Source organism: Pradoshia sp. TA40_28 (genome assembly GCF_059694525.1).
Window position 1 is genome coordinate 160,435 of record NZ_JCATZO010000007.1, and the last position, 25,719, is coordinate 186,153.

At 36.7% G+C, this 25,719-nt stretch carries 25 protein-coding genes and 1 riboswitch; of the genes, 7 read left to right on the forward strand and 18 right to left on the reverse strand.

Annotation, left to right across the window (positions count from 1 at the left end; translation table 11 throughout):
• Nucleotides 1–24: 24 nt before the first annotated feature.
• From AC58NB_RS11470 to AC58NB_RS11495, 6 genes are all read right to left on the reverse strand, one after another.
• A complete protein-coding gene (locus tag AC58NB_RS11470) occupies nucleotides 25–195 on the reverse strand; it encodes a sporulation YhaL family protein (protein WP_497426964.1) in 171 nt (56 codons plus the stop codon).
• A gap of 107 nt (nucleotides 196–302) precedes the next feature.
• Nucleotides 303–1,241 (reverse strand): 3'-5' exoribonuclease YhaM, encoded by a 939-nt coding sequence (gene yhaM, locus AC58NB_RS11475; protein ID WP_497426965.1) that lies wholly within the window; start codon nucleotides 1,239–1,241, stop codon nucleotides 303–305.
• Between the two features lie 65 nt (nucleotides 1,242–1,306).
• Nucleotides 1,307–4,291, reverse strand: coding sequence for an ATP-binding protein (locus tag AC58NB_RS11480; RefSeq protein WP_497426966.1), 2,985 nt, complete (start codon nucleotides 4,289–4,291; stop codon nucleotides 1,307–1,309).
• 17 nt (nucleotides 4,292–4,308) lie between these two features.
• Nucleotides 4,309–5,535, reverse strand: coding sequence for a metallophosphoesterase family protein (locus AC58NB_RS11485; protein ID WP_497426967.1), 1,227 nt, complete (start codon nucleotides 5,533–5,535; stop codon nucleotides 4,309–4,311).
• A gap of 221 nt (nucleotides 5,536–5,756) precedes the next feature.
• A complete protein-coding gene (locus AC58NB_RS11490; protein WP_497426968.1) occupies nucleotides 5,757–6,998 on the reverse strand; it encodes an ABC transporter permease in 1,242 nt (413 codons plus the stop codon).
• Nucleotides 6,991–7,890, reverse strand: a complete 900-nt coding sequence (locus AC58NB_RS11495; protein WP_497426969.1) for an ABC transporter ATP-binding protein — start codon at nucleotides 7,888–7,890, stop codon at nucleotides 6,991–6,993. The genes AC58NB_RS11490 and AC58NB_RS11495 overlap by 8 nt, the downstream gene beginning before the upstream one ends.
• Nucleotides 7,891–8,038: 148 nt before the next feature.
• Between AC58NB_RS11495 and AC58NB_RS11500 the strand changes: the two genes are divergently transcribed.
• A complete protein-coding gene (locus tag AC58NB_RS11500; RefSeq protein WP_497426970.1) occupies nucleotides 8,039–8,224 on the forward strand; it encodes a YhzD family protein in 186 nt (61 codons plus the stop codon).
• A 56-nt stretch (nucleotides 8,225–8,280) separates the two neighbouring features.
• On the opposite strand, the gene AC58NB_RS11505 is transcribed toward AC58NB_RS11500, so the two are convergent.
• From AC58NB_RS11505 to AC58NB_RS11525, 5 genes are all read right to left on the reverse strand, one after another.
• Nucleotides 8,281–9,072, reverse strand: coding sequence for an enoyl-CoA hydratase (locus AC58NB_RS11505; protein ID WP_497426971.1), 792 nt, complete (start codon nucleotides 9,070–9,072; stop codon nucleotides 8,281–8,283).
• Between the two features lie 153 nt (nucleotides 9,073–9,225).
• Nucleotides 9,226–10,728, reverse strand: a complete 1,503-nt coding sequence (locus AC58NB_RS11510; RefSeq protein ID WP_497426972.1) for a coproporphyrinogen III oxidase — start codon at nucleotides 10,726–10,728, stop codon at nucleotides 9,226–9,228.
• Between the two features lie 194 nt (nucleotides 10,729–10,922).
• Entirely contained in the window at nucleotides 10,923–11,792 is an 870-nt protein-coding gene (locus tag AC58NB_RS11515; RefSeq protein WP_497426973.1) for an HAD hydrolase family protein, read from the reverse strand.
• A 176-nt stretch (nucleotides 11,793–11,968) separates the two neighbouring features.
• The gene (locus AC58NB_RS11520; protein ID WP_497426974.1) at nucleotides 11,969–12,319 is read right to left on the reverse strand and encodes a YlbF/YmcA family competence regulator; all 351 of its coding nucleotides are present in this window, start codon (nucleotides 12,317–12,319) and stop codon (nucleotides 11,969–11,971) included.
• A gap of 93 nt (nucleotides 12,320–12,412) precedes the next feature.
• Nucleotides 12,413–13,549: a DUF445 domain-containing protein gene (locus AC58NB_RS11525; RefSeq protein WP_497426975.1), complete on the reverse strand. Its 1,137-nt coding sequence runs from the start codon at nucleotides 13,547–13,549 to the stop codon at nucleotides 12,413–12,415.
• Between the two features lie 197 nt (nucleotides 13,550–13,746).
• Here AC58NB_RS11525 and AC58NB_RS11530 point away from each other — a divergent pair, with 197 nt between their 5' ends.
• The 3 genes from AC58NB_RS11530 to AC58NB_RS11540 all read left to right on the forward strand — a co-directional run bounded on the left by AC58NB_RS11530 (nucleotide 13,747) and on the right by AC58NB_RS11540 (nucleotide 16,129).
• Complete coding sequence (locus tag AC58NB_RS11530; protein WP_497426976.1) at nucleotides 13,747–13,962, forward strand: YheE family protein; 216 nt, start codon at nucleotides 13,747–13,749, stop codon at nucleotides 13,960–13,962.
• Between the two features lie 30 nt (nucleotides 13,963–13,992).
• Nucleotides 13,993–14,892, forward strand: a complete 900-nt coding sequence (locus AC58NB_RS11535; RefSeq protein ID WP_497426977.1) for a PucR family transcriptional regulator — start codon at nucleotides 13,993–13,995, stop codon at nucleotides 14,890–14,892.
• A gap of 136 nt (nucleotides 14,893–15,028) precedes the next feature.
• Complete coding sequence (locus tag AC58NB_RS11540; protein WP_497426978.1) at nucleotides 15,029–16,129, forward strand: ABC transporter ATP-binding protein; 1,101 nt, start codon at nucleotides 15,029–15,031, stop codon at nucleotides 16,127–16,129.
• Nucleotides 16,130–16,230: 101 nt separating this feature from the next.
• Here AC58NB_RS11540 and AC58NB_RS11545 read toward each other — a convergent pair whose 3' ends face one another.
• The gene (locus tag AC58NB_RS11545; protein WP_497426979.1) at nucleotides 16,231–16,479 is read right to left on the reverse strand and encodes a hypothetical protein; all 249 of its coding nucleotides are present in this window, start codon (nucleotides 16,477–16,479) and stop codon (nucleotides 16,231–16,233) included.
• Nucleotides 16,480–16,799: 320 nt separating this feature from the next.
• Here AC58NB_RS11545 and AC58NB_RS11550 point away from each other — a divergent pair, with 320 nt between their 5' ends.
• Nucleotides 16,800–17,018, forward strand: coding sequence for an alpha/beta-type small acid-soluble spore protein (locus tag AC58NB_RS11550; RefSeq protein ID WP_497426980.1), 219 nt, complete (start codon nucleotides 16,800–16,802; stop codon nucleotides 17,016–17,018).
• A gap of 68 nt (nucleotides 17,019–17,086) precedes the next feature.
• On the opposite strand, the gene fumC is transcribed toward AC58NB_RS11550, so the two are convergent.
• The gene (fumC, locus tag AC58NB_RS11555; RefSeq protein ID WP_497426981.1) at nucleotides 17,087–18,475 is read right to left on the reverse strand and encodes a class II fumarate hydratase; all 1,389 of its coding nucleotides are present in this window, start codon (nucleotides 18,473–18,475) and stop codon (nucleotides 17,087–17,089) included.
• A 438-nt stretch (nucleotides 18,476–18,913) separates the two neighbouring features.
• Here fumC and AC58NB_RS11560 point away from each other — a divergent pair, with 438 nt between their 5' ends.
• A complete protein-coding gene (locus AC58NB_RS11560; protein ID WP_497426982.1) occupies nucleotides 18,914–19,207 on the forward strand; it encodes a hypothetical protein in 294 nt (97 codons plus the stop codon).
• A gap of 119 nt (nucleotides 19,208–19,326) precedes the next feature.
• Here AC58NB_RS11560 and AC58NB_RS11565 read toward each other — a convergent pair whose 3' ends face one another.
• Together AC58NB_RS11565 and AC58NB_RS11570 are read right to left on the reverse strand one after the other, a co-directional pair.
• Nucleotides 19,327–21,336: a transglycosylase domain-containing protein gene (locus AC58NB_RS11565; RefSeq protein ID WP_497426983.1), complete on the reverse strand. Its 2,010-nt coding sequence runs from the start codon at nucleotides 21,334–21,336 to the stop codon at nucleotides 19,327–19,329.
• A 108-nt stretch (nucleotides 21,337–21,444) separates the two neighbouring features.
• Nucleotides 21,445–21,609, reverse strand: coding sequence for a hypothetical protein (locus AC58NB_RS11570; RefSeq protein WP_497426984.1), 165 nt, complete (start codon nucleotides 21,607–21,609; stop codon nucleotides 21,445–21,447).
• A 285-nt stretch (nucleotides 21,610–21,894) separates the two neighbouring features.
• Here AC58NB_RS11570 and AC58NB_RS11575 point away from each other — a divergent pair, with 285 nt between their 5' ends.
• Nucleotides 21,895–22,395 (forward strand): universal stress protein, encoded by a 501-nt coding sequence (locus AC58NB_RS11575; protein ID WP_497426985.1) that lies wholly within the window; start codon nucleotides 21,895–21,897, stop codon nucleotides 22,393–22,395.
• A gap of 160 nt (nucleotides 22,396–22,555) precedes the next feature.
• Here AC58NB_RS11575 and AC58NB_RS11580 read toward each other — a convergent pair whose 3' ends face one another.
• The 3 genes from AC58NB_RS11580 to AC58NB_RS11590 all read right to left on the reverse strand — a co-directional run bounded on the left by AC58NB_RS11580 (nucleotide 22,556) and on the right by AC58NB_RS11590 (nucleotide 25,452).
• Entirely contained in the window at nucleotides 22,556–23,020 is a 465-nt protein-coding gene (locus tag AC58NB_RS11580) for a helix-turn-helix transcriptional regulator (RefSeq protein ID WP_497426986.1), read from the reverse strand.
• Nucleotides 23,021–23,323: 303 nt separating this feature from the next.
• On the reverse strand, nucleotides 23,324–23,914 hold the full coding sequence (thiT, locus tag AC58NB_RS11585; protein ID WP_497426987.1) for an energy-coupled thiamine transporter ThiT: 591 nt from the start codon (nucleotides 23,912–23,914) through the stop codon (nucleotides 23,324–23,326).
• A 114-nt stretch (nucleotides 23,915–24,028) separates the two neighbouring features.
• A riboswitch (TPP riboswitch) is annotated at nucleotides 24,029–24,129 on the reverse strand.
• A 63-nt stretch (nucleotides 24,130–24,192) separates the two neighbouring features.
• Nucleotides 24,193–25,452: a dicarboxylate/amino acid:cation symporter gene (locus AC58NB_RS11590; RefSeq protein ID WP_497426988.1), complete on the reverse strand. Its 1,260-nt coding sequence runs from the start codon at nucleotides 25,450–25,452 to the stop codon at nucleotides 24,193–24,195.
• Between the last annotated feature and the right edge of the window lie 267 nt (nucleotides 25,453–25,719).

The following is a 25,719-nucleotide window of genomic DNA, read 5'->3' on the forward strand; positions in this document are numbered from 1 at the left end:
CCTCGACCGTTTTGGTCGAGGTTTTTATTGTGCCATTGCTTTTTTCTTTTTTTCTTCTTCCATTCTTTCTATATAAATATTTCCCTCTTGTTCAATATAGGATTCATCTACTTTTTGTTCTTCCCTGATTGATTTGATAGTCATAAAGGCACTTAAAAAGATTCCAGCTGTGATCAGCCCAATAAATAATGACAAGCTTGTCTACTCCCTCCTTACGGATTCAACATCCTTTTTTAAAACTATATGCTTATAAAAAAGAAATATGCTTTCCGTTAAACAGAAAGCATATTTTCATAAAGAAATTAATTTATATTGGGTTTATAAAGGCTCCTATTATCAAGCGGGAATATACGCTCTGTAAATTCTCCTGGTTTTACCCGATCAAGCGCACGATCCATCATGTTCATCTTTGCATCCAGATTATCAATATAATGCAAAATCTCTGCCTCTTTGACTAATGGCGGTTTTGGACTGCCCCACTCCGCTTTTCCATGGTGACTCAAAACAATATGCTGAAGGATAAGAACTTCCTCACCATGAATATTTAATTCATCGGCTACCTTCCCAATTTCATTCACCATAATGGAAATATGGCCAAGCAGGTTACCTTCAACCGTATATGTAGTTGCAATCGGTCCAGAAAGTTCCTTAACTTTCCCTAAATCATGAAGAATAACGCCTGCATATAATAAATCTTTGTTCAATGTTGGATACAGTTCAGCAATTGATTTAGCTAAATTCAGCATGGATACTACATGGTATGCCAGCCCTGAAAAGAATTCATGATGATTTTTCGTGGCAGCAGGATATTCTAAAAACTCATTTAAATATTTTTTAACCAAATGTCTCGTTATACGTTGGATATTAGGATTCGTCATTTCGAATATATATTTTGTAATCGTATCAGACATTTCATCTTTACCTAGAGGAGCCGTTGGCAATAAATCCGCAATATTAACCAACTCATTATCGTACTTCAAACGGATGGAACGAATTCGCAGCTGCAGCTTCCCTTTGTAATTTTGCACATCACCTGTTACACGTACAATAGCTTCCGGTACATATAGTTGCTCATCCTCAGGTTTTACATCCCAAAGCTTTGCTTCTATTTCTCCGCTTTTATCCTGGAATATTAATGATAAAAAAGGCTTACCGTTACTCGCTGTCCCTTTTATGGCATTCTTTATGAATAGATGAAGATCAATCGTATCTCCAACTTCATGATGGGCAATTCCCTTCATGTATATCCCTCCCCGGTCAATTCCATTTTTATTATATCATGCAAACCAAAATTATTAGCTTAAAATTATCTTGTTAATTGGATAACATCCTGCTTATCAAACATAGCTGCTATATGATCATGGCAGGTGAAAAAGAGAATCTGATTCCCCTCTTTACTAATATGCTTTAACAGAGATATCATTCGCTCTGATCGCTTATCATCAAAATTAACAAACGTATCATCCATGATAAGCGGCCATTCTTTCCTTCCATCAATAGTTCCAGCTAAAGCAAGTCTTATGGAAACATAGGTAAGTTCAGCTGTCCCTCTGCTCAATGTTTTAGAGTTGACCTGCATTCCATTATGGTCCAATAATGAAAGTCCCTGTCCATCTTCCGAAAATAGGATTTTCACATATCTTCCATTTGTTAGATTACGTAAATACTCATTGGCCCTTTCAATAATTGCCGGCAATTTTTCTTCCTTATACGATTTTATCGATTCAGCTAAAGCACCCTTCGTAATACTTAAAGTTGTCCATTTTTTAGCCAATAGCTGGAATTCTTGTTTGATTATTTGATGGTTGTGAAGCAACTCCTCGACAGTCCCATCTTCTTCAAGCCTTGTAATCTCATATTTCACCTCAGCCACTCTTTTTCTTAAGCGGTTTAATGCGGCCTCATAGCTATCAAGCTCTCTCTCTTTCTCTGCTATTCTTTCCTTTAAAACCAATTCTGTAATAGTATGATATAGATTAAGATCCGAATAGTTTCCCAGCTGCCCTATCAATTGTCTCTTCACAGAGCTCAGCTGATTTCGTTCCGCAGAATCTCTCCCACGCTGATAGAACTCTTCCACATGATGGCACTCTGCTTCCTGAAGTAACTGTTGCTTTTCTTGATTAAGCTGTATGCAAATGTCCTGAAGCGGTTTAATTTCCTCCTCAAGCTCTTCTATTTTTTCGCCAAGTGTATTTTTTTGCCTATAGGCCAATTCATTTTCCTTATACTTTTGAATAATAGAGCGGTTTATTTGCTCAATGCTTTGGTTGATCGCCACACCAAATTCCTCTGCAAGCTTTTGAATATATCGGATATACTCAACCTTTTTCTCTTTATTATAAGAAAGCAATGAAGATAACTTGTTCTTCTCCAAGATCAGATTTTTAATCTGTTCAATTCGCTCGAAAGCATCAGAAAGCATGGTACGGGAGACATCATCAGGCAGTGACCATTCATTTCCAAGGGATATCAATTTTTTCTCACAAACAGCCAACTCTTTTTCCCATTCCTCAAATGCATCAATTAAACTGTCAAATATCGCTTCCTGTTGCTCTTTACGCAGTGATTCCAGCTTGCACCTTTCTCTATTTTCCGTATCCTCTTCAAGGAGTTTTTGCTGCATTCTGTAGCTTTGTTCATCTACACTTATCACAGATGATTCTTTTATTAGTTTCTCATAGTATGCAATTTCTTTGTTTAATTCCTCTGATTGCAGCTGATTGCCGTTCATGGAATTCATAAATATAAGAAGAACGGTAATGACAACTGCCACTATTATTCCAATCCCAATTGGCAGTTGTCCCCCTATAACGAGTAAAAGAATCGCCATTATGATAGCGAATAGGAAAGAGCCAAAGATAACTGTCTGTTTTTTCTTACCCTTTTGCTCGGATTTCAAAGCTTGGTCCCGTCGTTGTTTTAAACGTTTAATGACTTCCTTTGCCGATTTTTCTTCCTGAGCTGCCTGATCAACATAATTAAACTGTTCTACTGTTTTTTTCAATCGTTCTCTTTCATAGTCAGGCAGTAATTTTTTCTCATAAATATCTATGATTTGTTCAATTTGTTCTAATTTTACCCGTTCTTTTTCAAGTTGTGTATCTAGCTCCATCTTCTTCTTGATAAGTGTGTGCTTCTCTAATTCAAGCTGTTTAATTTCTTCTTTGCGAAAGATACTTGTATCAAAGCCTTCAATCACTTCTGGAGTAAATTGTGTGTGCAATTCTCCCTGCAGTTTTATGATTTTATCCTCTATATGCTTCCAATCAATTGATTGGGTCTGAATCTCCTCGTTTAAGACATTCAATTTATCACAGTAAAGCTCAGCTTGTCGTACCCTTTCAGCACTTGCCAGCCACTGTTCATTGACTTCTAGATCATCCTTTTCATCCTGGAGGTCTTTTAGTTTATTTAACTGAGTCTTTACTAATGTTTCTTTTGCCGTCCTCTCAGCTTCTATTTTTTCCATACGTCCCATCCCATTTACCGGGAAAGAAGACACGTTCAATTCATCAAGACGGGCGTCAATAGCAGCCAGCTCTTGAATGCTTGGCAACAGCCTCTGCCAATCTTTTAAATGAATTAATTGGGCTTTATTTTGATCTATTTTTTCTTGATAACTAGATATATCTTCAATTAATTTCCTTTTTTTATCCAAAAACGTATTATAGCTTTTCTCTTTCTCTCTTGCTTTCTGAATGGCAAGGGAGCTTTGTTTCAATTCTGAAAGCTTTTGATTTATAAGTGGTTTTTTTCCTCCCGGCTTAAACAGGCTATCCATTTGTTTTTGCAGGCCCGCTTCCATATCCCAAAGTTTCTCACTACCGCTCATACCTGCAAAAAAGAGATATTTCCCCAATTGATCCTCTTCCAACCGATAAATGTCCTGCAGACCGTCTAAATTAAAGGAATATATGGATTCGTAAAATTCTCGGTCTACTCCTTTTAACCACTCTTTTATTCTCTCTTCTCCGCCAACTTTCCCGAACTTGTCATAAACCTGACAATCTGTCCCCTGATGCCCTTTAACTCTTTCAATTTTTATTTCACCGATTTCAGGAAGCTCCATGACCAGCATCCCGCCATATCGGCTGCCTCCTGTTGGTTCATAAGTGGAGGTTGTTTGATTTTTTGCCGGGAAACCAAATAGCATCGCATGGATAAAGGAGAAAATAGTAGATTTACCCGCTTCATTTTCTCCAAAGAAAATATTTATATTTGAAGTTAAATCAAGTTGGTAGTCTACAAATTTACCAAATCCGTATATATGTATTTTTTTTATAATCAAAGCATGTTCTCCTCATTTCAACGATTTAAACGCTTTACTAATTCTAACGTTGCCTCGTCCAAAATTTGCTGCCACTCACTTTCCTCCCATGATTCCAGGTACTTTCTGGCCGTAGAATGAGTAAAGAGAGCTTCTCCATATTGTTTATATTGTTCAGAATTCATATTGGCAGTGTTCCTCAAAAGCTCGTCCATAAATGTTTCAGACACCCCGCCATTCCCACTTGTATAATGAGGCGGAACCAATGTACAGGAGTGAATCCATACAAATGGCTCATTCAGTTCCTCCTCATCCTGAATACCTTCCAGTAAACTGTCCATATCTACGTAAAGCCATTCTTGACTGGAATCGACTGTGGAAGCATCAATGACCATATTCAACAGAATATACTTATCCGGCTCATAAGCCTCTTCTTTTGCTCTTTCCAGACATGCTATAAGTTCATCTACTGATAGTATATGACTTGCATCTATTGTTTCTGTTTTCCATTCCATTGTCGATACTGGTACAAACTCTAAAGAAGTATTTGATTCTGACAAAGAAACCATATAGAAGCCTTTTTCACCTGTTTCTTTTTTATTCCTGCCCTGAAGGCATCCTGGATAAATAGCCGGCGGGTCATGGAGGATCTCCATCCTTTTGTGAATATGCCCAAGGGCCCAATAATCAAATTGTTTACTGAGTAGCTCACTTCTCGAAAAAGGTGCATAGTTTCCATGGGCACTCTCTCCATCTAAATTTCCGTGCAAGATCCCAATATGATAATCACCTGTGCCCGTATGTTTATACTCCTGAATGACCCGCTCATGAATATGACGTTTATCGTAGCTGAAACCATACAAACTCACGGTGGTTCCATCATCTTCTTTGATAAATTGTTTAACTTCTACTTCATGTCCATAAACATAAACATTTGGAGGTAAGCTAATATCAAAAAAATTACCATTTATATAATCATGGTTTCCATGAATCAGATAGACAGGGATAGAATGGTGATTTAATCGTTCCATTTCAGACTTGAATTTTAATTGTGCCTTCAAGTTCCGATCTTCATGATCATAAATATCTCCAGCAAAAATAACAAAATCAATTCTTTCCTGAATCGCCTTGTCCACAAGCTTTGTTAAGGCCATATATCCACTGTTTTTTATTTGATCATAAATGGCACCATGCATATGTTGAAACCCTGTAAAGACGCTGCCTAAATGCAGGTCTGCTGCGTGTATAAATTTTACACCTCGCACTGTACCACACTCCTTCCATGCCATTTTACTACAAACAATTATTCAATTTACCTTTTTCTAATTAAAAAACTCAATTTCAATCATCTTGTTATGGACTAAACTTATTTATTGCTACTCTCTCTAATCAGCCGGGAGAAGTACTGGAGTCTCTGCAAGGTGAGCTGACCGCTAAGAAACATAAAAAAACTCACTCCCGAGATCGGAAGCGAGCAAATATCATTTTATTTATTGCTGTTTGTCAAATCGAGTGCTTTTTTAATATCTTTAAATGAACTAGTATTTCCATACAATAATACTCCGCCTTTATAGACTTTGGCTCCAATATAGGCTAATAAACCTATCGTCACAAGCAGAATGCCAACACTTATGGCAATTTCAATATTAGAGATTTCAAGCATTCCGATTCGCATAAACATAAGCATAGGCGAAAAGAATGGGATATAGGAAGTAACCGTTATAAATTTTGCTTCCGGATTAGTAAGCCCCATCATGGCAAGCATAAATCCGAGAATTACCAACATAGTCATTGGCATAATCATCTGTTGTAAATCTTCAATCTTACTTACTAAAGAGCCAAGGCAGGCTGCCATCGTTGCATACAGTAAATAGCCTAAGAAGGTAAATAAAATCGCATAAACAATTGTTTTTGCTTTCATATTATCAAACCCAAAAGCTTCGAAGATTTCTCCCATCCCACTGCTATTGTTTTTAAACGAAAAATAGCCAACTATCACAAATATGGCAAGCTGAGTTAATGTCAAAAGTGCAATACCGGTTATTTTCGCAAACATTTGCTGAATGGGTGACACACTCGATATTAAAATTTCCATGACTCGGGAGGATTTCTCAATAGCCACTTCATTGGCGATCATACTGGCATATACAACTACGGAGAAATAAATCACAAATATCATAACATAGACAAGACCCCGGGCCTGATCCAGCTCTTCTTCCGATTTTGCCTGATCATTCAATGGGACAACTTCAAACGAAACAGGTTTGTATATAGCTGCCAGCTGTTCATCCGTAATATTAACCTTCTTTGTTAACACACTTGTTTGAATCTGCTGCAAAGCATTTTGGATTTCAGTACTTTCATTCGAATTGGCTATGGATTGGGCCTTATAAACACCTATCGGAACATCATCCTGTTCCCTCAGCACTAAATACCCTTCCAGTTCCCCTTCTTCTTCAGCTTTCTTTGCGGCAGCTTCTGTTTTATATGCTTCTAGTCTTAATTCACTTCCACCGCCCTTAAGCTGATTTTCTAACGCAGAATAAAAACTTCCTGATTCTTCTACTACCCCAATCGTTGTCTCACTTTTGTCGAACATACCAACGATTCGATCTAGGTTCATAAAGGCTAGGACCATTACTAATATAATGGCTGTTGATACGATAAAAGACCTACTTTTAACCTTTGAGATATAGGTTTGAAACGTCATTATCCAAAACTTATTCATATTGAGCACCAACCTTTTCAATGAAAATATCCTTCAAGGATGGTTCTTCCAATTCAAATTTACGTATAAAGCCGTGTTTGACTGTGTCCTGTAATATCAACTCGGCATCCTTCTCATTGGTAATTTGCAAATGGATGCCTTCTGTTACTTCTGTTGCTTTTGTGACACCAGGATAATTATTCAGGAAATCCAGCGCAAAATCAGCATGGATGACAATATTCTTTTTACCAAAGGAACGTTTTATATCCTTTAGTGACCCCTTAACAATTGCCTGCCCATTTTGAAGTATACAGAGCTGTTCACATAATTCTTCTACGTGTTCCATTCGGTGGCTGGAAAATACGATCGTCGTTCCTTCTCTTCTTAAATCATGTACAGCTTTCTTTAATACTTCTACATTCACAGGATCTAACCCGCTAAAAGGTTCATCTAAAATTAATAATTCAGGCTTATGTATAACTGACGCAATAAATTGTATTTTTTGCTGATTCCCTTTAGAAAGATCGCCAACCTTCTTATCGTAATACTGCGGGACATTAAAACGATCCAGCCAATCTTTTGCCTCTTTTATGGCATCAGATCTGCTCATTCCTCGTAAACGAGCCAAATAAATTAATTGTTCACCTGTTTTAATCTTTGGGTACAATCCCCGCTCTTCAGGCAGATACCCAATCGTTGCGCTTGTAGAATAATCAATTTTCTTTCCCTTCCAACTGATACTCCCTTCTGTTGGATCCAACAAACCGAGAATCATTCGGAAAGTTGTTGTTTTACCGGCTCCATTTGCTCCGAGCATCCCAAACATCGTACCCTCCGGCACATCAAGTGACAGATTATTCACTGCTGTAAATTTACCGAATCTTTTACTCACATTAGTTACCGACAAAGACAAAAAAGATTCCCCCCTTTTTCAATATCTATATTTATTCTAATACACACCGCTCTGTAATTGAAAGGTAATTCTAAACTTTACAAATTTTTACTTTATATGCGAAAATAAAATCATCTGATAGATCAGTGTAAATATAGGAGGTATAGAGATGAAAACCTATAAATTAACCGTATTTGAGACAAATGGTGAAAAGATATTGGAAGAATCAATTCAGGCAGAGAATGACGATTTGGCCAAAGAAATGGGACAACGGCTGCTGGATGAAAAAGGATATGAAGAAAAGACACATCGATTCACCTCACCGCTTGGCAAGCTTATATTATTTCATAGATAGAAATAAGGTCTGTACAATCCTTGCTATGACTCAGGAATTGCACAGACCTTCTTATTTTATTTCCCTTTAAAATTTGGTTTTCTTTTTTCTATGAACGCTTGAATGCCTTCTGCATGATCTTCCGTTTGCCTCATCACAAACTGTGAATGTTTTTCCAACTCCAACATCTTTAATAATTTAGGACGGTTTGTTTCTGCCAGTATTTTTTTCGTACGAATCATGGATAGGATTGGCTTTGCTTGCCATTCTTCCACTTTTCTCCGTATCTCATCTTCAAGATTATCCTGCGCTACCACATCAACCAAGCCAATTTCTGATGCCTGCTCAGCATTCATTACACTGCCTTCCCAGATTACTTCTTGGGCTCTTAATTCTCCAAGCCTTCGTTCTAGGAAAAAATGTCCTCCGCCATCAGGAATCAAGCCAATCCCAATAAAATTCATGGCTAATTTACTCTTCTGCTCCGCAATGATGCAATCGGTCGCTAAGGCAAGACTGAATCCAAGTCCCGCTGCTGCCCCGTGAACTGCTGCAATGGTTAACTTAGGCATCGTGTACATAGCCATGGCTAGTTCATTAATACAATCCATTATTCCATAAAAGTCTTTTTCATTGCCCAAATTAAACATCGATTTAATATCGCCGCCTGAGCAAAATCCGTTCCCATTTCCTTTAAGAATAATAATTGTAATTTCTTCATCAAGACTCAAGGCTTTCAATTCTTTGTTTAATTCCACGAGCATCTCTTTATTAAGAGCATTCAATACTTCAGGACGGTTTAGTGATACTGTAGCGACAGTGCCTTCCTTTTGCACAACTACGCTCTTGATAACAGAGGCAGGTTTCACGGGCAAAAACCCCTTTCAAATTTGATATATTTTTATTATAAATGTTTTTGCAAGCGTTTTAATACTAAAAAGTGTAATTATTTAGATTTTTTTGTCTATTAAATAGAAAAAACAACCGAGTTTCTCTCCAAATTGGACAACTCGGTTGTTTATTTATCGCAATAACAGTTCTTTTAAGAATTCTATTTTTTTATTTGTATAATGTTCATAACCCTCATTATAGGATTTAGGATCTTTTGGATTGGCGAAGTGAGTAATTTTCCCAGTCTCAGGATCTATAAATTTGCTGGCCGCTCCACATCCAAGTCCTAAGATTGTCTGCTGTTCCTCCATGATTAGTATATTATATAGACTCTCCATTCCAGGTAAAGCATACCCGACATTCTCAAGGTTACCTAAAATATTCTTTTGTCTATATAAATAGTATGGATGATATCCATGGGCTGCCGTCCATTTTTCAGCTTCATTCATCATTTGTTCCACTTCTGTACGGTCCGCCACTTTATAGCGCATTTTATTTCTCGTCATCTCAGAAGCCCGCTTGAAGGATAATGTATGGACAGTCAATGATTCAGGCATTAGTTTTTCTGTTTCATCCAAGCTATTCTTCAATTCTGCAACACCTTCACCTGGCAACCCAATAATTAAATCCATATTCACATTATTCATACCGGCTTCTTTTGCCATCTTATATTTCTCGATTGTTTCTTCCACTGTGTGATGTCGCCCAATTGCCTTCAATGTTTCTTGTGTATAAGACTGTGGATTAATACTGATTCGATCAATATTCCATTTTTTAAGGACCTTCAATTTTTCCGGTGTAATGGTATCAGGACGGCCCGCTTCCACCGTTATTTCCCGCACTTTGGACACATCTGGAAATGATTCATATAATTCTTCATAAAGCATGTCCATTTCTTCAGCTGAAATACTTGTCGGTGTCCCGCCGCCAAAGTAGATGGTTGTGATCTTCACGTTATTATCCTTCAGCCATTTACCGATTTCTCGCATTTCGTAATGAAGCCCTCCAAGGAATGAAGTCACATTTCCCTGACGCCCATTAATGGCATAGGCAGGAAACGTACAATATGCACATTTAGTAGGGCAGAAAGGAATTCCTATATAAATGCTTACTTCCCTTTTCAAATCATATAAATCAGGAAGGACATCTAATTGACGGGCAGCAATTTCTTCCAACAAATCTAATTTTTCATTTGAAATCGAATAAGAATTACGCAGCTCTCTTTTTGCAACAGACGCATCTATCTCTCTTTTTACATATTGATGCCATAATTTAGTCGGACGAATACCGGTTAACAATCCCCATTTTTGAATGATTCCCGTTTGTTGCTCAAGCACTTTCAGAAATACATAGGAGAATGAATGCTTTCGTTGCTTGAAAACTGCCTTTTCATCAGTAGGATCTATGACCTCTCTATTAAATGTGGACTCATACACATTATTGTTTGAAAAATCCTCTAATTCTGCTTTTGTATATAATGTATGATCAATGATTTCTTGATTTAACGTAATCGTTAGATCTGACGGTGTTTTATTATCGATGAGTAAAGTTGCTTCTTCAAAAAATAAGTCCGCAATCAAAGACAAAGGTCGATAAAGCCTTTCATCTGCAATGCCATTTATTAAAATACGCATGCCTATCCCCTTTTCAAAATTCAATACATATCAGTTTACTAAAACATGAAGACAGTGGTCAATCATGAATTTCCCATCTTCCTTATCATGACTATTTAGGTTAGAGGATATTCAGCCTAATAAAACATAAAAAAGGACAGCCCATGCAGCTATCCTTTTCCAACTTATTCTACTTTCTCTTATATACCATGCGATTAATCAATCTTGATATTCATCTTCTTTAAGAATCCAATCGGATGCTGTCTTCTAAATACCTCTTTAATCAGGTAGGCCACACCCAACTCATCATTACTCCGGGTAATCCATTTGGCTGAACGCTTAACCTCAATATCTGCATTTGCTATAGCAACCCCTAATCCCGCTCTTCTTACCAGTTCTGATTCATCCAAATCACAGCCAATTAAAACAACTTCATTTACTGATAGGCCTCTGCTTTTTAACAAGTAATTAAATGCTTTCTCTTTCGTAGCCTGTTCTGGCAAAATTACGAGCTTATTAGACTGATCCTCCTGAATCTTTACATTGTCAAACATCGCTTCGAGACCGGCTTTCGCATCTGCTCTATCCTGTTTATTATCCGTATATATATCAATTTGCAGTGGCGACATTGGATGGCTGCTTAAATACTCTTCAAGAGAGTCAACAAATTGTTGGGCATATATATTAGTATCACCCGGCGTCCATTTGATTCTTGCAAAGAGTGGAGTGGGCAGATCCACTCGGTTTCCGATTGTCACATCCTCATGAATTAAACGGATATGTCCACCTAACTTTTCCAGAAATCGGACGATATCAAGAGTTGTATCTTCAGGTATTCGTTTAACAAAAACGGGATTTTTGAGATTTTCCAGAATAAACCCACCTTGATGTGAAATAATATGCGGATTACACTTGAGAGCTTTCCCTGTTCTCTGTGTATGGTCATAAGTATTCGAGCTTAACAGGGCCACTTCTACTCCCTTTTTAGCTACATATTCTATTGATTCTCTTGTAAGAGTATGGAGTTTTCCTTTTGAGGATAAAAGCGCACCATCCAAATTAATCATTAACAGTTTGTATACCATGATGTTCAGTCCACCTTTCATGATGCCCATATACATTCTGTATGTGATTTTTCACAGAATTAGAACCGTTTAAAAGAAAAAAAGAACCGCTTGAGCTCCAGAACTTTATTCTTCACGTTAGTTAGGATGTCTAACTAGTGGAGAACATTCATGCGCTCAAACGGTTCTTTATTTAATTAGGATTGTGTTCCGTACAGGTCTTCCAATGGTTTAGTGATAATACGATTTAGATCCGTAAGAATCACACTCATTTTTTGTTCTGCTTCCATTAATTTAGAGATGGCTTCATGCTGCTGCACAAGCGCTACTGTTTTTTGAGCCTGCATTACTTCTTCTTCAGAAATTTCCTGACCCATCATTTGTTTTTGCTGAAGATTCATTTGAATGTCTCTAAAATTATTAAACATCGTTCTTGCTTCATCATCAGACATTATAGCATTGTACTGGTTCTTTAATTCTGCGTACTCCGCACTTTCACGTATTCCTTTTTCTACTGAATAAGCTAAATCATATAAATTAACTGCCATGATATACCTCCTGTTTTCTTTTACACTGAAGTCTCCATTACTATACCATTATCAAAAACATTATACATCCATTGTATGTTCGACAGAACAATTTTAATTCATGATAATCATAAAGATTCCTTGGAAAGCGCCAATCAGCCCGCCTAATACGGCTCCTAAATACGTAATCATTTTCAATTCGCTCTTTGTGATTGACAAAACCATTTCTTCCAGACGAGTGACTGGGAACGAAGCAACCTGATCACGGACAATTTCCTGTAATTTTAATTTTTCCATGATAACTGGTACTTTTTCAATCAGAAGTGTGGCAACTGCATCAATTACATTTGGCAGTAATCTCCCTTTAACAGTCTCATTCCATCCACCAGTTAGCTGATTAAGTGTCACATTAGATAAATCGATTTTGTTATAACCTGTTAAGATTCCTTTATGAATCAAGCTCTTCATTTCATCCAATGTATAAAATTGTTCTACTTCCGAAAGCTGCTTTTGCTTTATTTTATGCCACTCATTATGAAGGATTTGCGTTAAAGTATCCTTAGTCCCTGGATTTGAGAGGAATTTAATAATCTCCGGCTGTAGTTTCTCTCCCAGATTCACATTGCCTAACAGCATTTGAATAATTCCGCCGAGTTTTCCACGTTCTTTCATGAAGTCATCAGCCATTTTTTGAAGCCTATCCTTACCTTGATTACTGGCAAAAAAAGCTATCCCTTTATCCAAGATATATTTAGAGGTATCCGGTATTTTATGTTCTATTTTTTCCTCTACACTTACTGGAATAAAGGTAGCTAAAGACTTATGCTGATTTTGACTGTACCAATCTTCTAACCAATCAATTGACTGAACCTCCAGTCTTTTTACGATTGTATCCGGAATGTCAGCCATCCCTACTTTTTGAAGCGCCTCCTCTATAGAGATATCAGAAAAAATGGTCTTATCCAGCATATTTTCACCAATTCTCTTAGCCTCTACTTTTACGGCTCCAGTAAGCAATTTATTTTTAATACTCTCAGGAGTGATTAAGTGTTCAACAACCATTTTCCCCATTTGAATTGCCAATTCATCCCGTCTTTTTGGTATTAATCCAGGAGTAAATGGCAAACGTTTTCCAAAAATATAAATAGCCTCATATGGGTGGAATAGCATTTTAATAGCCAGGGCATTAGTAATCCCGCCAATAAGGGCACCCACCACTACTACAGTGACAATTGTTATAACGATATTCATACAGTAGCTCCTTTTTAACTTCCTTTGTGTAATGATTAGTTTAGACTTCTTACTTGTTAAAATGCAACCTTCAAAACCTATTTTGGAGCGGATTTTGATGAAGATCTCCCGCTCATGAGGTGTTAATAAATATGAATCGTAAATATTAAACGGTATAATAATGATTATTCTACTATTTAGAATTTGAGGTGTATTCTATGATTAATCATTTTGAATGGAAATCATTATATGAAACAGAAAAAATACCTGGCTGGAAGTTTTCCTTTTACTATGAAAAAAAAAGGTGTAAAGGAATTTACCTTAAAGACGGTTCCATTACTTGGATCAACACCATACCTGAGGACAAAACGAAAAAAGAATTAGAATCTAGAGTACACGAACTAATGCTTTATCATATATATGATAATCAATGACTATGATATAAGTTATATGGAGGATTATTCATGAACACCGACTTACTTATGCTCTTTCCAGACGCTATCCGTGTTCCATATCCATTGGATGATCAGTTCTTTTATTGGTACATAGAAAACTCGAATAAATATATTGGTATCCCTAAAAGGTCTGTTACACCCGATCAAAAAGCTATATTAAATGTTTTTATGAAACCCTTTTTTCTTTATACTGAATATTTAAACAGATCTACCCAGCAAATTCAGTGGCATAATCTCTTATATCAACAAGATACTGAAGTATTACAACAAATAGAAGATAGCTCTTACCGCTTTATCCATTTTCATTTACCTAACAACGAAGTCAATATTACAGACTTTTCCGATGCTATAAATGGGTTCTTTCATGACCCGGTTATATGCTGGAAAGATCCCTATAACGGTGTCATCATCGAGAACACCAAATCTATTGTTCTAACAAATCAGGATTTCAACGCTATCATTCATACTCTTGAAAGTGATTTATATGCACATATCCGCTTATTTATCGGAAATAATTATCCTCTTACAGAGGAAATAATGACATATTTTGATTCCGAAGATACATGTTTTAAAGCAATATGTTTATATAATACAAGAGATAAAGTCATCACATTTTCTTCCGCATTTCTTAATCTTTTATTAATAGGTGAAAATCAAGCTTTATGTATTACCCTTGCAAAAAATTTACTGGGCACGTTGGAAAATGAAAAGGATTTACTCCAGACTATTAAAATTTATATTGAAGCCAACGCTAATGCGACTGTTGCTGCAAAACAACTATTTCTTCACCGAAACACCCTAAATTATCGGCTTGATAAATTTTATGAAATTACGAATCTGGATGTCCGCAAATTTGAGGATAGCTTATGTGCCTATCTGGCCATTCGCTTATTGGAGAATATAAATTAGTAATAAGTGCAACCCGACCATTTCCCACCTGATTTATTTGTGCAACATGAACATATATTTTTAACTATTAGACTAGTAAAATAAATTGTGAAAAGGGTTTCATTACTAAATGGTTTTTAAGGAGGACATTTTAAAGATGGCTGAGTTAAAATTAGAACATATTTATAAAGTTTATGACAATAAAGTAACTGCCGTTACCGATTTCAATTTACACATACAGGACAAAGAGTTTATCGTATTTGTAGGTCCATCAGGATGCGGTAAATCTACGACCTTACGTATGATCGCCGGGTTAGAAGAAATTTCTAAAGGTGATTTTTATATTGATGATAAACGCGTAAATGACGTACCGCCAAAAGACCGCGATATTGCAATGGTTTTCCAGAACTATGCCTTATATCCTCATATGAGCGTATATGATAATATGGCTTTTGGATTAAAGCTCCGTAAATTTGACAAAGCTGAAATCGATCGCCGTGTTAAAGATGCTGCTCGTATTCTCGGACTTGAAGAATATTTAAATCGTAAACCAAAAGCTCTTTCCGGTGGTCAACGCCAACGTGTTGCGTTAGGCCGTGCCATAGTTCGTGATGCAAAAGTATTCCTTATGGATGAACCTTTGTCAAACCTTGATGCTAAATTGCGTGTACAAATGCGTGCTGAAATCGCTAAACTCCACCAAAGATTGAATACTACAACCATTTATGTAACACATGACCAAACAGAAGCTATGACAATGGCTACTCGTCTAGTTGTTATGAAAGATGGCTATATTCATCAAGTTGGTGCTCCTAAAGACGTTTACGAAAACCCTGAAAATATCTTTGTAGGTGGATTTATCGGCTCCCCTGCCATGAACTTTATTAATGGGAAATTAGAAGATGGCTATTTTGTAGCTGGCAGTACACGTATTGCCGTTCCTGAAGGAAAATTAAGCTATCTTCGTAAACAAGGTTATGTAGGCAAAGAAGTGGTACTTGGTATTCGTCCGGAGGATATTCATGATGAGCCTGTGTTCATAGATGCATCTGCCGGAACAACCGTTACCTGCCAAATCGAAGTAGCAGAACTAATGGGTGCTGAAACAATGCTCTATACACAAATTGAAGGTCAATCTGTCGTGGCACGTATTGATTCTCGTACTGATATCAGTCCAATGGATACGTTAAAATTAGGCCTTGATATGAACAAAGCTCACTTCTTCGATATAGAAACTGAAATTAGAATTCGTCCTTAAATAGATAAGGTAAAAGAAGCCAAATTCTCTTTATGGATTTGGCTTTTTGATTCCTTCCCAATCCATTTTCCTCTCTTTTTCGTTATAACCCCCATATATTTCTAAATATTCATTTCATGAATTGATATGACCTCATCATTTCCACATCGGCTGCATGATAAAAGATGTCTGCATACAGCCTGTTCCACTGATTGAGGATCACCATCCGTTTGCTTCTGTATATCTGTTTCCAGATATGCACTGTAATCATCATAGTAATCCATCACCTTTCCAAAATCACCCATGCTTGTGCCGCACTCTTTACATGGATAAACGATGGTAGTTAAACCATTACATAAAGGACACTCCATATCACATTCGCCCCTAACCTTTGTCTTTCCCTTAGCGTTTCACTTAGTCAGATTTTTATGTTTACTGACAGTAAAATTAATATTTATCTGTCTCAGTACCTCTTTTGCGGACATTTCTGCGTAATTCCAATTTTTACTTCTATATCTGTGTATAAATTAAAGTGACCCCTTCCATACTAGCTATTAGAAAGACGCAAAACTTACAACTTTGGGTCAAGCCGTTAAAGGGCTTTGGAGATTTCATACGATAATTTCCTGTTGTCGGTTCAAATCCGACTGACCCAGCCAAACTAATTAACTTATAATGGAGGAGCTTATATATGAGTCAAAATAATAGTAACAGTAATTCATCTAATCAATTGGTTGCCCCAGGAGCAGCAGAAGCAATTAATCAAATGAAATACGAAATTTCCAACGAATTCGGGGTACAACTGGGTGCTGAAACAACAGCGCGTGCGAACGGATCTGTTGGAGGAGAAATCACCAAACGACTTGTGCGTATGGGTGAGCAACAAATGAGCGGTAATTCTCAATCTTAATTAAAACTTCATATAAATGGCTAAAACCCCCTTCCGAATGATTCGGAAGGGGGTTTCTAATGTTATTTTCAGCCTTTTTGTTTGACCATATCTTTTGGATTTACCCATTGATCAAACTCTTCTGATGTTAAATAACCCAATTTTAAGGCTGCTTCTTTTAACGTACTATTATCTTTAAAGGCAAGTTTTGCAATCCCAGCTGCTTTCTCATACCCTATATGCGGATTTAGCGCCGTTACAAGCATGAGGGAGGATTCAACATTCTTTTGGATACGTTCAATATTTGCCTCAAGACCTACCAGACAATTAAACCTGAAAGATTTTAGCGCATCTGCCAACAGTCTGGCAGATTGCAGGAAATTATACGCAATCACAGGTTTAAATACATTTAATTCAAAGTTCCCCTGACTTGCTGCAAAACCAATGGATGTATCATTTCCCAATACCTGAACAGCAACCATAGTTAATGCTTCACTTTGCGTTGGATTCACCTTACCAGGCATAATAGAACTTCCAGGTTCATTTGCCGGAATGGTAATTTCTCCGATCCCACTGCGAGGGCCACTTGCCAACCAGCGAATATCATTAGCGACTTTCATCGCATCCATTGCTAAAGCCTTTAATGCACCATGTGCATAAACAATCTCATCATGGCTCGTCAATGCATGAAATTTATTTGGCGACGAAATAAAGTTATATCCGGTTTGTTCAGATATATATCCCGCTGTCTTATCACCAAATTCAAGGTGAGCATTAATCCCTGTTCCAACAGCAGTACCACCAATCGCCAGGCTAAGCATTTTCTCAGCACTTTCCTTAATCATCTGTTCAGAACGCTCAAAGCTGTATCTCCATCCGCTTATTTCCTGTCCAAGTGTTAATGGAGTAGCATCCTGAAGGTGAGTACGTCCAATCTTAACAATATCCATAAATTCCTGTTCTTTTTCTTGCAGCACTTTTCTAAAAGAAATAATTTCGGGTAGTACATTTCTATGTATAGTATCATAAGCAGCAATATGTAAAGCCGTTGGGTATGTATCATTAGAACTTTGTGACATATTTACATCATCATTCGGATGTAATGTTGCTTCATATCCATTCTTCTCCAACCATTCATTCCCTTTACGTGCCACCACTTCATTTATGTTCATATTACTTTGGGTACCACTTCCGGTTTGCCATACTTTTAAAGGAAATTCACTATCTAAACTTCCTGCGATAATTTCGTCACAAACATATGATATTGCATTCTTTTTTTCTTCTGACAAATTACCTAATTCAAAATTGGAATAGGCAGCAGCTTTTTTTAGGTGTGCAAAGGCATAGACAATCTCAATCGGCATTAACTCTTGACCAATTTTAAAGTTATTACGGCTGCGTTCTGTTTGAGCTCCCCAATAGCTTTCAGCTGGAACACGCACTTCTCCCATTGTATCTTTTTCAATCCGATATTCCACCTACATCATCCCCTATTAAAAATTATCGTACTATTAAGAACATACTCTCTATTATAGCAAACGGTCAAATGATAGCGCTTAAATTTTGAGTAATTATCTGGTTATTTTATAGGGGCTTTTTAAGGGATTACGCATTCCAAAACATATGTCCAATAAAAAATCCCAACGTTATGATACTTGCTATTGCAAGTGTTACTGTGTAATCAACCATCCTCTAACCTCCTCCAATCCTTATCAAGTTAAAAATAACATAATTAGCGTTTAACTAGATGGATAAAAAATGAAAATATTTTACAATTTCATGACTATCCTACTATTTATTCCAAACATTCCATTCCAACATAATTTACCCACTTCAACTATATTTTGTTTAATAAATCAAACACAGGGTAAATAGTGTATATAAATAATTATAATCCAGAGGAAAAGGTGAGATAAATGAATTACGAAATCGGTTCTTCTGAACTTTCTATTCAAAAACAAATAACACTTCCACAATTGATGTGTATTGCAGATTATGCGAAAAACTATAATGGAACAATAAAACTAGCAACGAAAAGCCAAGAAATAAATGTAAATGATATTCCCTCATTAACTGCATTTTTCTTAACATTGGGTACTGATGCTCAGGTTAACGTACTTGTTAAAGGTGAAAATGCTCAAGAGGCAATCGAGCAAATCGAAACTATTTGTTTGGAAGAAAGTACTGAATTGACGCCATCTATGTCTTAATAACTGAATGGTAGAAGAAAAGCCCATTTGAAACCGTAATAATTACGATTTCAAATGGGCTTTTTTCAGTTTACTGATTTTTTGTATCTAAGTGTTCCTTATCCTAAGACCGCCAAGCATTAATTTTTCCAGCGATTAAGCCATTCATCAAAACTCTTATTGATTTTCTCCTTTTGCTCTTTCCAATAGTTTTTGAAGCGGTTTTTTTCAACTTCTTTCTCCATATCGTTGATTGTTGGAACATCAAACGTTTCCTGTTCCATATTTTGCAATGCAGCTGTCATCATTTCTTTAAAAACAATATTTGCACCGCTTGTGTTATCTTTTAAAAGATACTGATTAACTGTCGTTCTGTCATATCCCATCCACACTGCACCAACAAGGTTAGGAGAATACCCAACAAACCATTGGTCTTTTACTGCATTTGGTGCTGATACTCCATTTACCTGAGTTGAACCTGTTTTGCCGGCTATCTCTCTATTTTCTACTTTTGCATTTGTTCCAGTTCCACCTTCATGCTCAACTACTCCTTTAAGCATCGCTGTCATATTATCAGCTATTTTTTTGGTGGTAACCTTTGTTTCTTTTCCTTTAAATACACCAACTTCTTTTCCATTCGCATCCACAATCTTTTGGATAAGATGCGAATCCTGACGTATACCTTCATTAGCAAAAACGGAATAAGCAGCGGCCATTTCTAATGGAGAGACCCCTTCATTTAAGCCTCCTAGAGCCAGACCAAGATTACGATCCTCCTTTTTTAACTTAATACCAAACTTCTCTGCATAATCTATTCCAGTTTGTATACCTATTTCATTTAAAAGCCAAACTGCAGGGATATTTTTAGATTTATAAACAGCCTCGAACATCGGGACTTCTCCCTCATACTGATCATTATAATTTTTTGGAGAATAGCCTCCGGCAAATTCCATTTCTTCATCTATAATCATATCTACAGGTTTGTACCCTTCTTCAAGAGCAGGTGTATATACCGCAAGCGGCTTCATCACTGAACCTGGCTGCGCTTTTAGCTGAGTGGCTCTGTTGTATCCAAGAAAAACGTGATCTCCTCTTCCCCCCACGAGTGCCCGTACGCCTCCTGTCTTGGGATCAAGCAAAACAGCACCACTTTGGACAAGCTCATTGGGATTTGATCCTTTTGCGAACAACTCATCTTGTTGATATACCTTTTCGACAGCTGCTTGCATGTTTTGATCCAATTCAGTATAGATTTTGTATCCACCGGTTAATAATTCATCCTGGACAATTCCATATGTTTTTCTAGCTTCCTCGATCACTTGGTCTACATAATATGGATACAGACCTTTTAACGGGTCGCTTAATTCTGTCAATTTGATTTCAGTGTTAGCTGCGGATTCCCTTTCTTTATTCGTGATAAAACCGCTATTTTCCATTTGCTTTAGCACGACTTTCTGTCTCTTTTTAGCAGCATCATAATTTTTATATGGGTCTAATGCTGAGGGAGCATGTATTAATCCGGCTAGCAAAGCCGCCTCAGAAAGATTAATCTTTTCAACTTCTTTACCAAAATATACTTTGCTGGCATTTTGGATTCCCCAGGCACCATGTCCAAAGTAAATTTGATTTAAGTACATTTCCATGATTTCATCTTTTGTGTATTCGCGTTCAATCTGACTGGCAATGGCAACCTCCTTCAACTTTCTTTTTAACGTTTGTTCAGGAGTTAGCAACGTTATTTTTGCCAGTTGCTGTGTAATGGTGCTTCCCCCCTGTACGACCGATCCTGCTGTAAAATTTTTGTATGCGGCCCGAATAATCCCTATATAGTCAATTCCATTGTGTTCATAAAAACGTCGATCTTCTATGGAAATTACGGCATCGATAACATGCTGCGGAATTTTATCGATCGGGACACCTTCCGCTTTATTACCCGAAATTTTGCTTGCCTCTTCTCTATCCCTATCATAAATAATAGTTGGCTGCATAAGCTCAGTCTTTAAATGAGACAAATCAACTTCCAGATTCAAAAGTATATAAAAGAATATACTCACGATAAGAGCTACAAAAGATATACCAAGCAGAAGAATGTGTATTAGACGAGAATGGTCGAATATTCCAAGTGCTTTTTTTAAAAACTTATGACCCATCCTTATATCCCTCCACTAAAATCAATTAAATTTTTATGCATTTTTACATATTATACACAAAAAATAAAAAAACAACTGATAGGCAGTTGTTTTATGTTCACTCTATTTTCATTTAATAAACTCATTATTCGAGGCTTCAATTTCTTTATGCAATGTTTCCATATACATATACACTATTTGTTTTACTTTCACATCTGCTCCCAAAACATCCAAATGAGTTAAGCATTTTTTAATAATAGGGTGAATATCCTGGGGTTGTTCGTCTTTTAACATCCTCATCACCTCTTTTTTCTATAATACAAGAATACAAGATAATGAGAGGTATGACCACCGGTCTTTTGGCATATTTATCTAATTTTTTTACATACTGAATACTATGTGTAATTTCACTGGTTTTTTTAGCAAATTATGAGCCTTTTCAAATCATAGGCTATTTTTCACACATCTTTTTTCAAAATTGCACCCTACCAATAGATTCTTCATCTATTCACCATGTTTCCAATAATCAAATTTAGGATAAATAAAAAAGAACAACCAAATAGAAGGGACTGAATCTATATGTTTAAACATATATTGGTGGCGTTTGATGGCTCAGATTCGGCTAAATTAGGATTATCAATGGGATTAAACTTTTGTAAGAGTAATGAAAACTCATTGTTATCAGTTGTTTATGTTTATGAGAAAAAAAATGAAGCTTATATTCATGATGAAACATTTGTTACGTCCAGCACAGCACCATTCTATGCGGATACCAGCCATGGCCAGGCGATCATCTCAGATAAGAGTCCTTTTATAAATGACAACCCATCTAAGACTACTCAACTTGAGGAAATTGAAAGATATGTAGAAAGCCTTGAAGATAACAATCTAATCCATTCTCATTTTGTTGTACTGGAAGGAACAACCGATGATATGATTCTTCAATATGCAGAGAAAGAAGGTGCCGATTTAATCATTGTTGGCAATAGCAGCACCTCTGGTCTTCGTAAATTATTCCTTGGCAGTGTTTCTGAAAAAATTATTAAAAATTCCAGCTGCCCTGTTTTAGTAGCCAAATAAGGTTAAATATTCCTAATTCTTACATGACCTCCTGCCTCACTGTAAAAAAACAGGAGGTCATCTATGTGCCGAATCAAACTAAAAACCATTCAATTGAAAAGAGACATCCCAGAATAGCTCCATTCATATGTATGGCAGGAATCTCTCTCCATAACAAAAATTATGATTGCAATACTTTATTGACTAGTTCTTTAAATTTACTATGGGCATCATTTTCATTTAATGAGCTATAGATCCGGTACTGATCCCCATCCAAGATCCGGTAGTGTTCACTAATCATATTTTGTTGCAGAACGTACCCGCCTTCAAGCAGAACATCTTTCCACCATACCTTACCACCAAGCATCTTTTCTTTCCTATAATCAATTCTTTCCCTTGAAACGGTTTCAATAACTTCGAGTGGATCCCCGCCAAATAATGTTTGCACAGTTAAAGTTTCACGAAACAATGAAACAACAGCCACAACAGTTGTCCAACTTGCTTCATTACGTTCCTTTTCAATTTGCACCAATGTTTTTTTGGAAATCCCTATAATTTCAGCCATCTTGTCTTGTGTATAATCAACCTCAACCCGGATTAACCTCATACGTTCAGATATTAGACGAATAATCTCATCCTTACTCATAAACATCCCTCTTCCCATCAATATTAATTAATTTTATATACACTCCACAATCAATGTTCACTACTACTATTATAATAGAAATAAATGGAAGATAGGTACTATAATGTATATATTTACTAATTTTTTTATATTCCCTTGTTCTTCATCCTAAAAACCTACTGTAATTATTCATAAGGGTCAGAAGAACTATCTACTAAAAACTAGTCATTATGAAACGAAAAGTTAGAACGTATAGGGAGAGAAATGTAAAACTCAAAAAGGCTCTCAATCATGTTGAGAGCCGAGATATCGATTTTATTCTTTTTAAGAATGATGTGCAGGTTTTCTTAGAATGACTCGTGGTGCCGCAGCAAATAACAGCATCATTATACATCCGCTCACTATCACACTGGGCATCATATAGGATAAATTATACAGCAGCGAAAATACTACGACCGATTGCCCATCCGCTACACCTGAACCAAAGAATACCATCCCGGCAATAAAATGCGCGATAAAGCGCAAGGCACTGCCGAGTAGGATTCCTAAAAGGATCATACCAGTAGTTTTCAAATTTTTCTTTCGAATTTGTTCTCTTTCAACATACTTAAATACGAGTCCCGCCAAGCCAACAACCGTATAGGCAACAATATAATCAAGGAACCCTTGTACAGGGTGCATGATATAAGCAGTTCCTGACAATATTTGCAGTAGACCGAGCAATAAACCTGATGCTACGCCTCCTTTGATACCCCAGCGATAGGACATTAAAAAGACAGGTACCATAGCGATTGATACGCTTCCTCCTTGAGGCCATAAACTGAAAGATAATACATTGGCCAATAAATCAAAGATAAAGGCCAGAGCAGAAAAAACAGCAATCTCAACCATAAATAATAATCGATTATTTCTCATTAAACTTCCCCTTTCTAATCAAGAGTTTTGAATCGTAATCTAAAGTCTTGATTCGGGCATCCAAAAATGCAAAAAAGCAATGCGCGCATAAAATGGCTCGCATTGCTTACATTTACATTTATTCAGCCACATTCCTACGCTAGTGTTAACTAACAGGTTCAAAGGGTCAGAACTCAATCGTTCACTCTCAGCCATTGGCTCCCCTTGTGGAATACTATTCATTTCTTACATCCTACTAATATTTTCATTCATTAGCAAGTATTATCTATTAAGACTAATTAAGCAGTCATTTCTTCTACTTCAAATTCTTCTACTTTATTTACTTTTTCTTCACGTTTCTTTTCAGATTCAGCAATGATAACCGCACAGGATGCATCTCCTGTAATATTAACTGCTGTTCTAGTCATATCAAGTAAACGATCAATACCCAATATTAGACCTATACCTTCAACCGGAAGGCCAACCTGTCCAAGAACCATTGACAATAGAACTAACCCTACACCTGGCACTCCAGCTGTCCCAATGCTGGCAAGGACAGCAGTTAAAATGACTGTGATTAATTGCGTCATCGTAAGTTCCACGCTGTAAGCCTGAGCAATAAATACAGTTGCTACCCCTTGCATAATAGCTGTACCATCCATATTGATGGTAGCGCCAAGTGGTTGTACAAAACTGCTGATACTTTTTGGTACTTTCAACTCATTTTGTGCAAGTTCCATAGCTACCGGCAAAGTTGCACTGCTAGATGATGTACTGAAACCTACTGTCATAGCTGGGAAAAACTTTTTGAAGAACTCAATTGGATTTCGTCTTGCGAATATGGCAATAGCTCCCCCGTATGTGAAAATGGTATGAATCAATAATGCCAATAACACGACAACCATATAAAGACCCATACTTTTAATAGCCGGGAGACCCTGACTGCCAATAGCCGTTGCGATCAAGGCAAAAGTCGCATATGGCGCTGCCTTCATAATAAGGTTAACCAAGTACATTAGTACCTCATTACCTTGCTCCAACAGGTTTATAATACCCTTTGTCTTCTCACCAAGAGCCGTAATTGCAATACCAAAGAAAATAGACATTACAATTACTTGGAGCATATTTCCTTCAGCCATCGCCTGAATTGGATTCTTTGGAATGATATTTATGAGTGTTTCAGAAATAGAGGGGGCTGTAGTGGCTGTATATTCAGCCGAGGCAATATCAAAATTACCTCCATTCCCTGGTTTAATGACTAATGCAAGGAATATACCAATTGTAATGGCAAATGCAGTTGTAGACAGGAAATATAGAATCGTTTTACCACCGATCCTCCCGAGTTTTTTGGGATCACCCAGACCTGCTGTTCCCAAAGTAATTGAGATGAGTACAATTGGAACAACCAACATGGTAATAGCATTAATAAACAGACTGCCAATTGGTGAAAATGCTACAGTATTTAAGATTTCAAATAATTGAGGTGAAAAAATATTAAGAGCTAATCCAACAATTGCACCAAAAAATAATCCTAATATAATTTTAATTGTAAGATTCATAGATGTCCTCCTTCATTTTTTTGATACTATTTTAAAAATCCTACCTAACAAGGAGGATTTATCAGAAAACCATCCAACTGAATAGATGTGTTTTTTATTATTATAATATAATAATAGTAGATTATTCCTAAGATGACAATGGAAAGAATTACAGGAGGTATTTATGTAGTGCGCTATAGCTTTATTTTAAGGTGATTCACTATCACAAGAACGATATAGAGAACTGAACTGAGAGTAAATGTCGAATAACGAGTATTCACTGTTCAG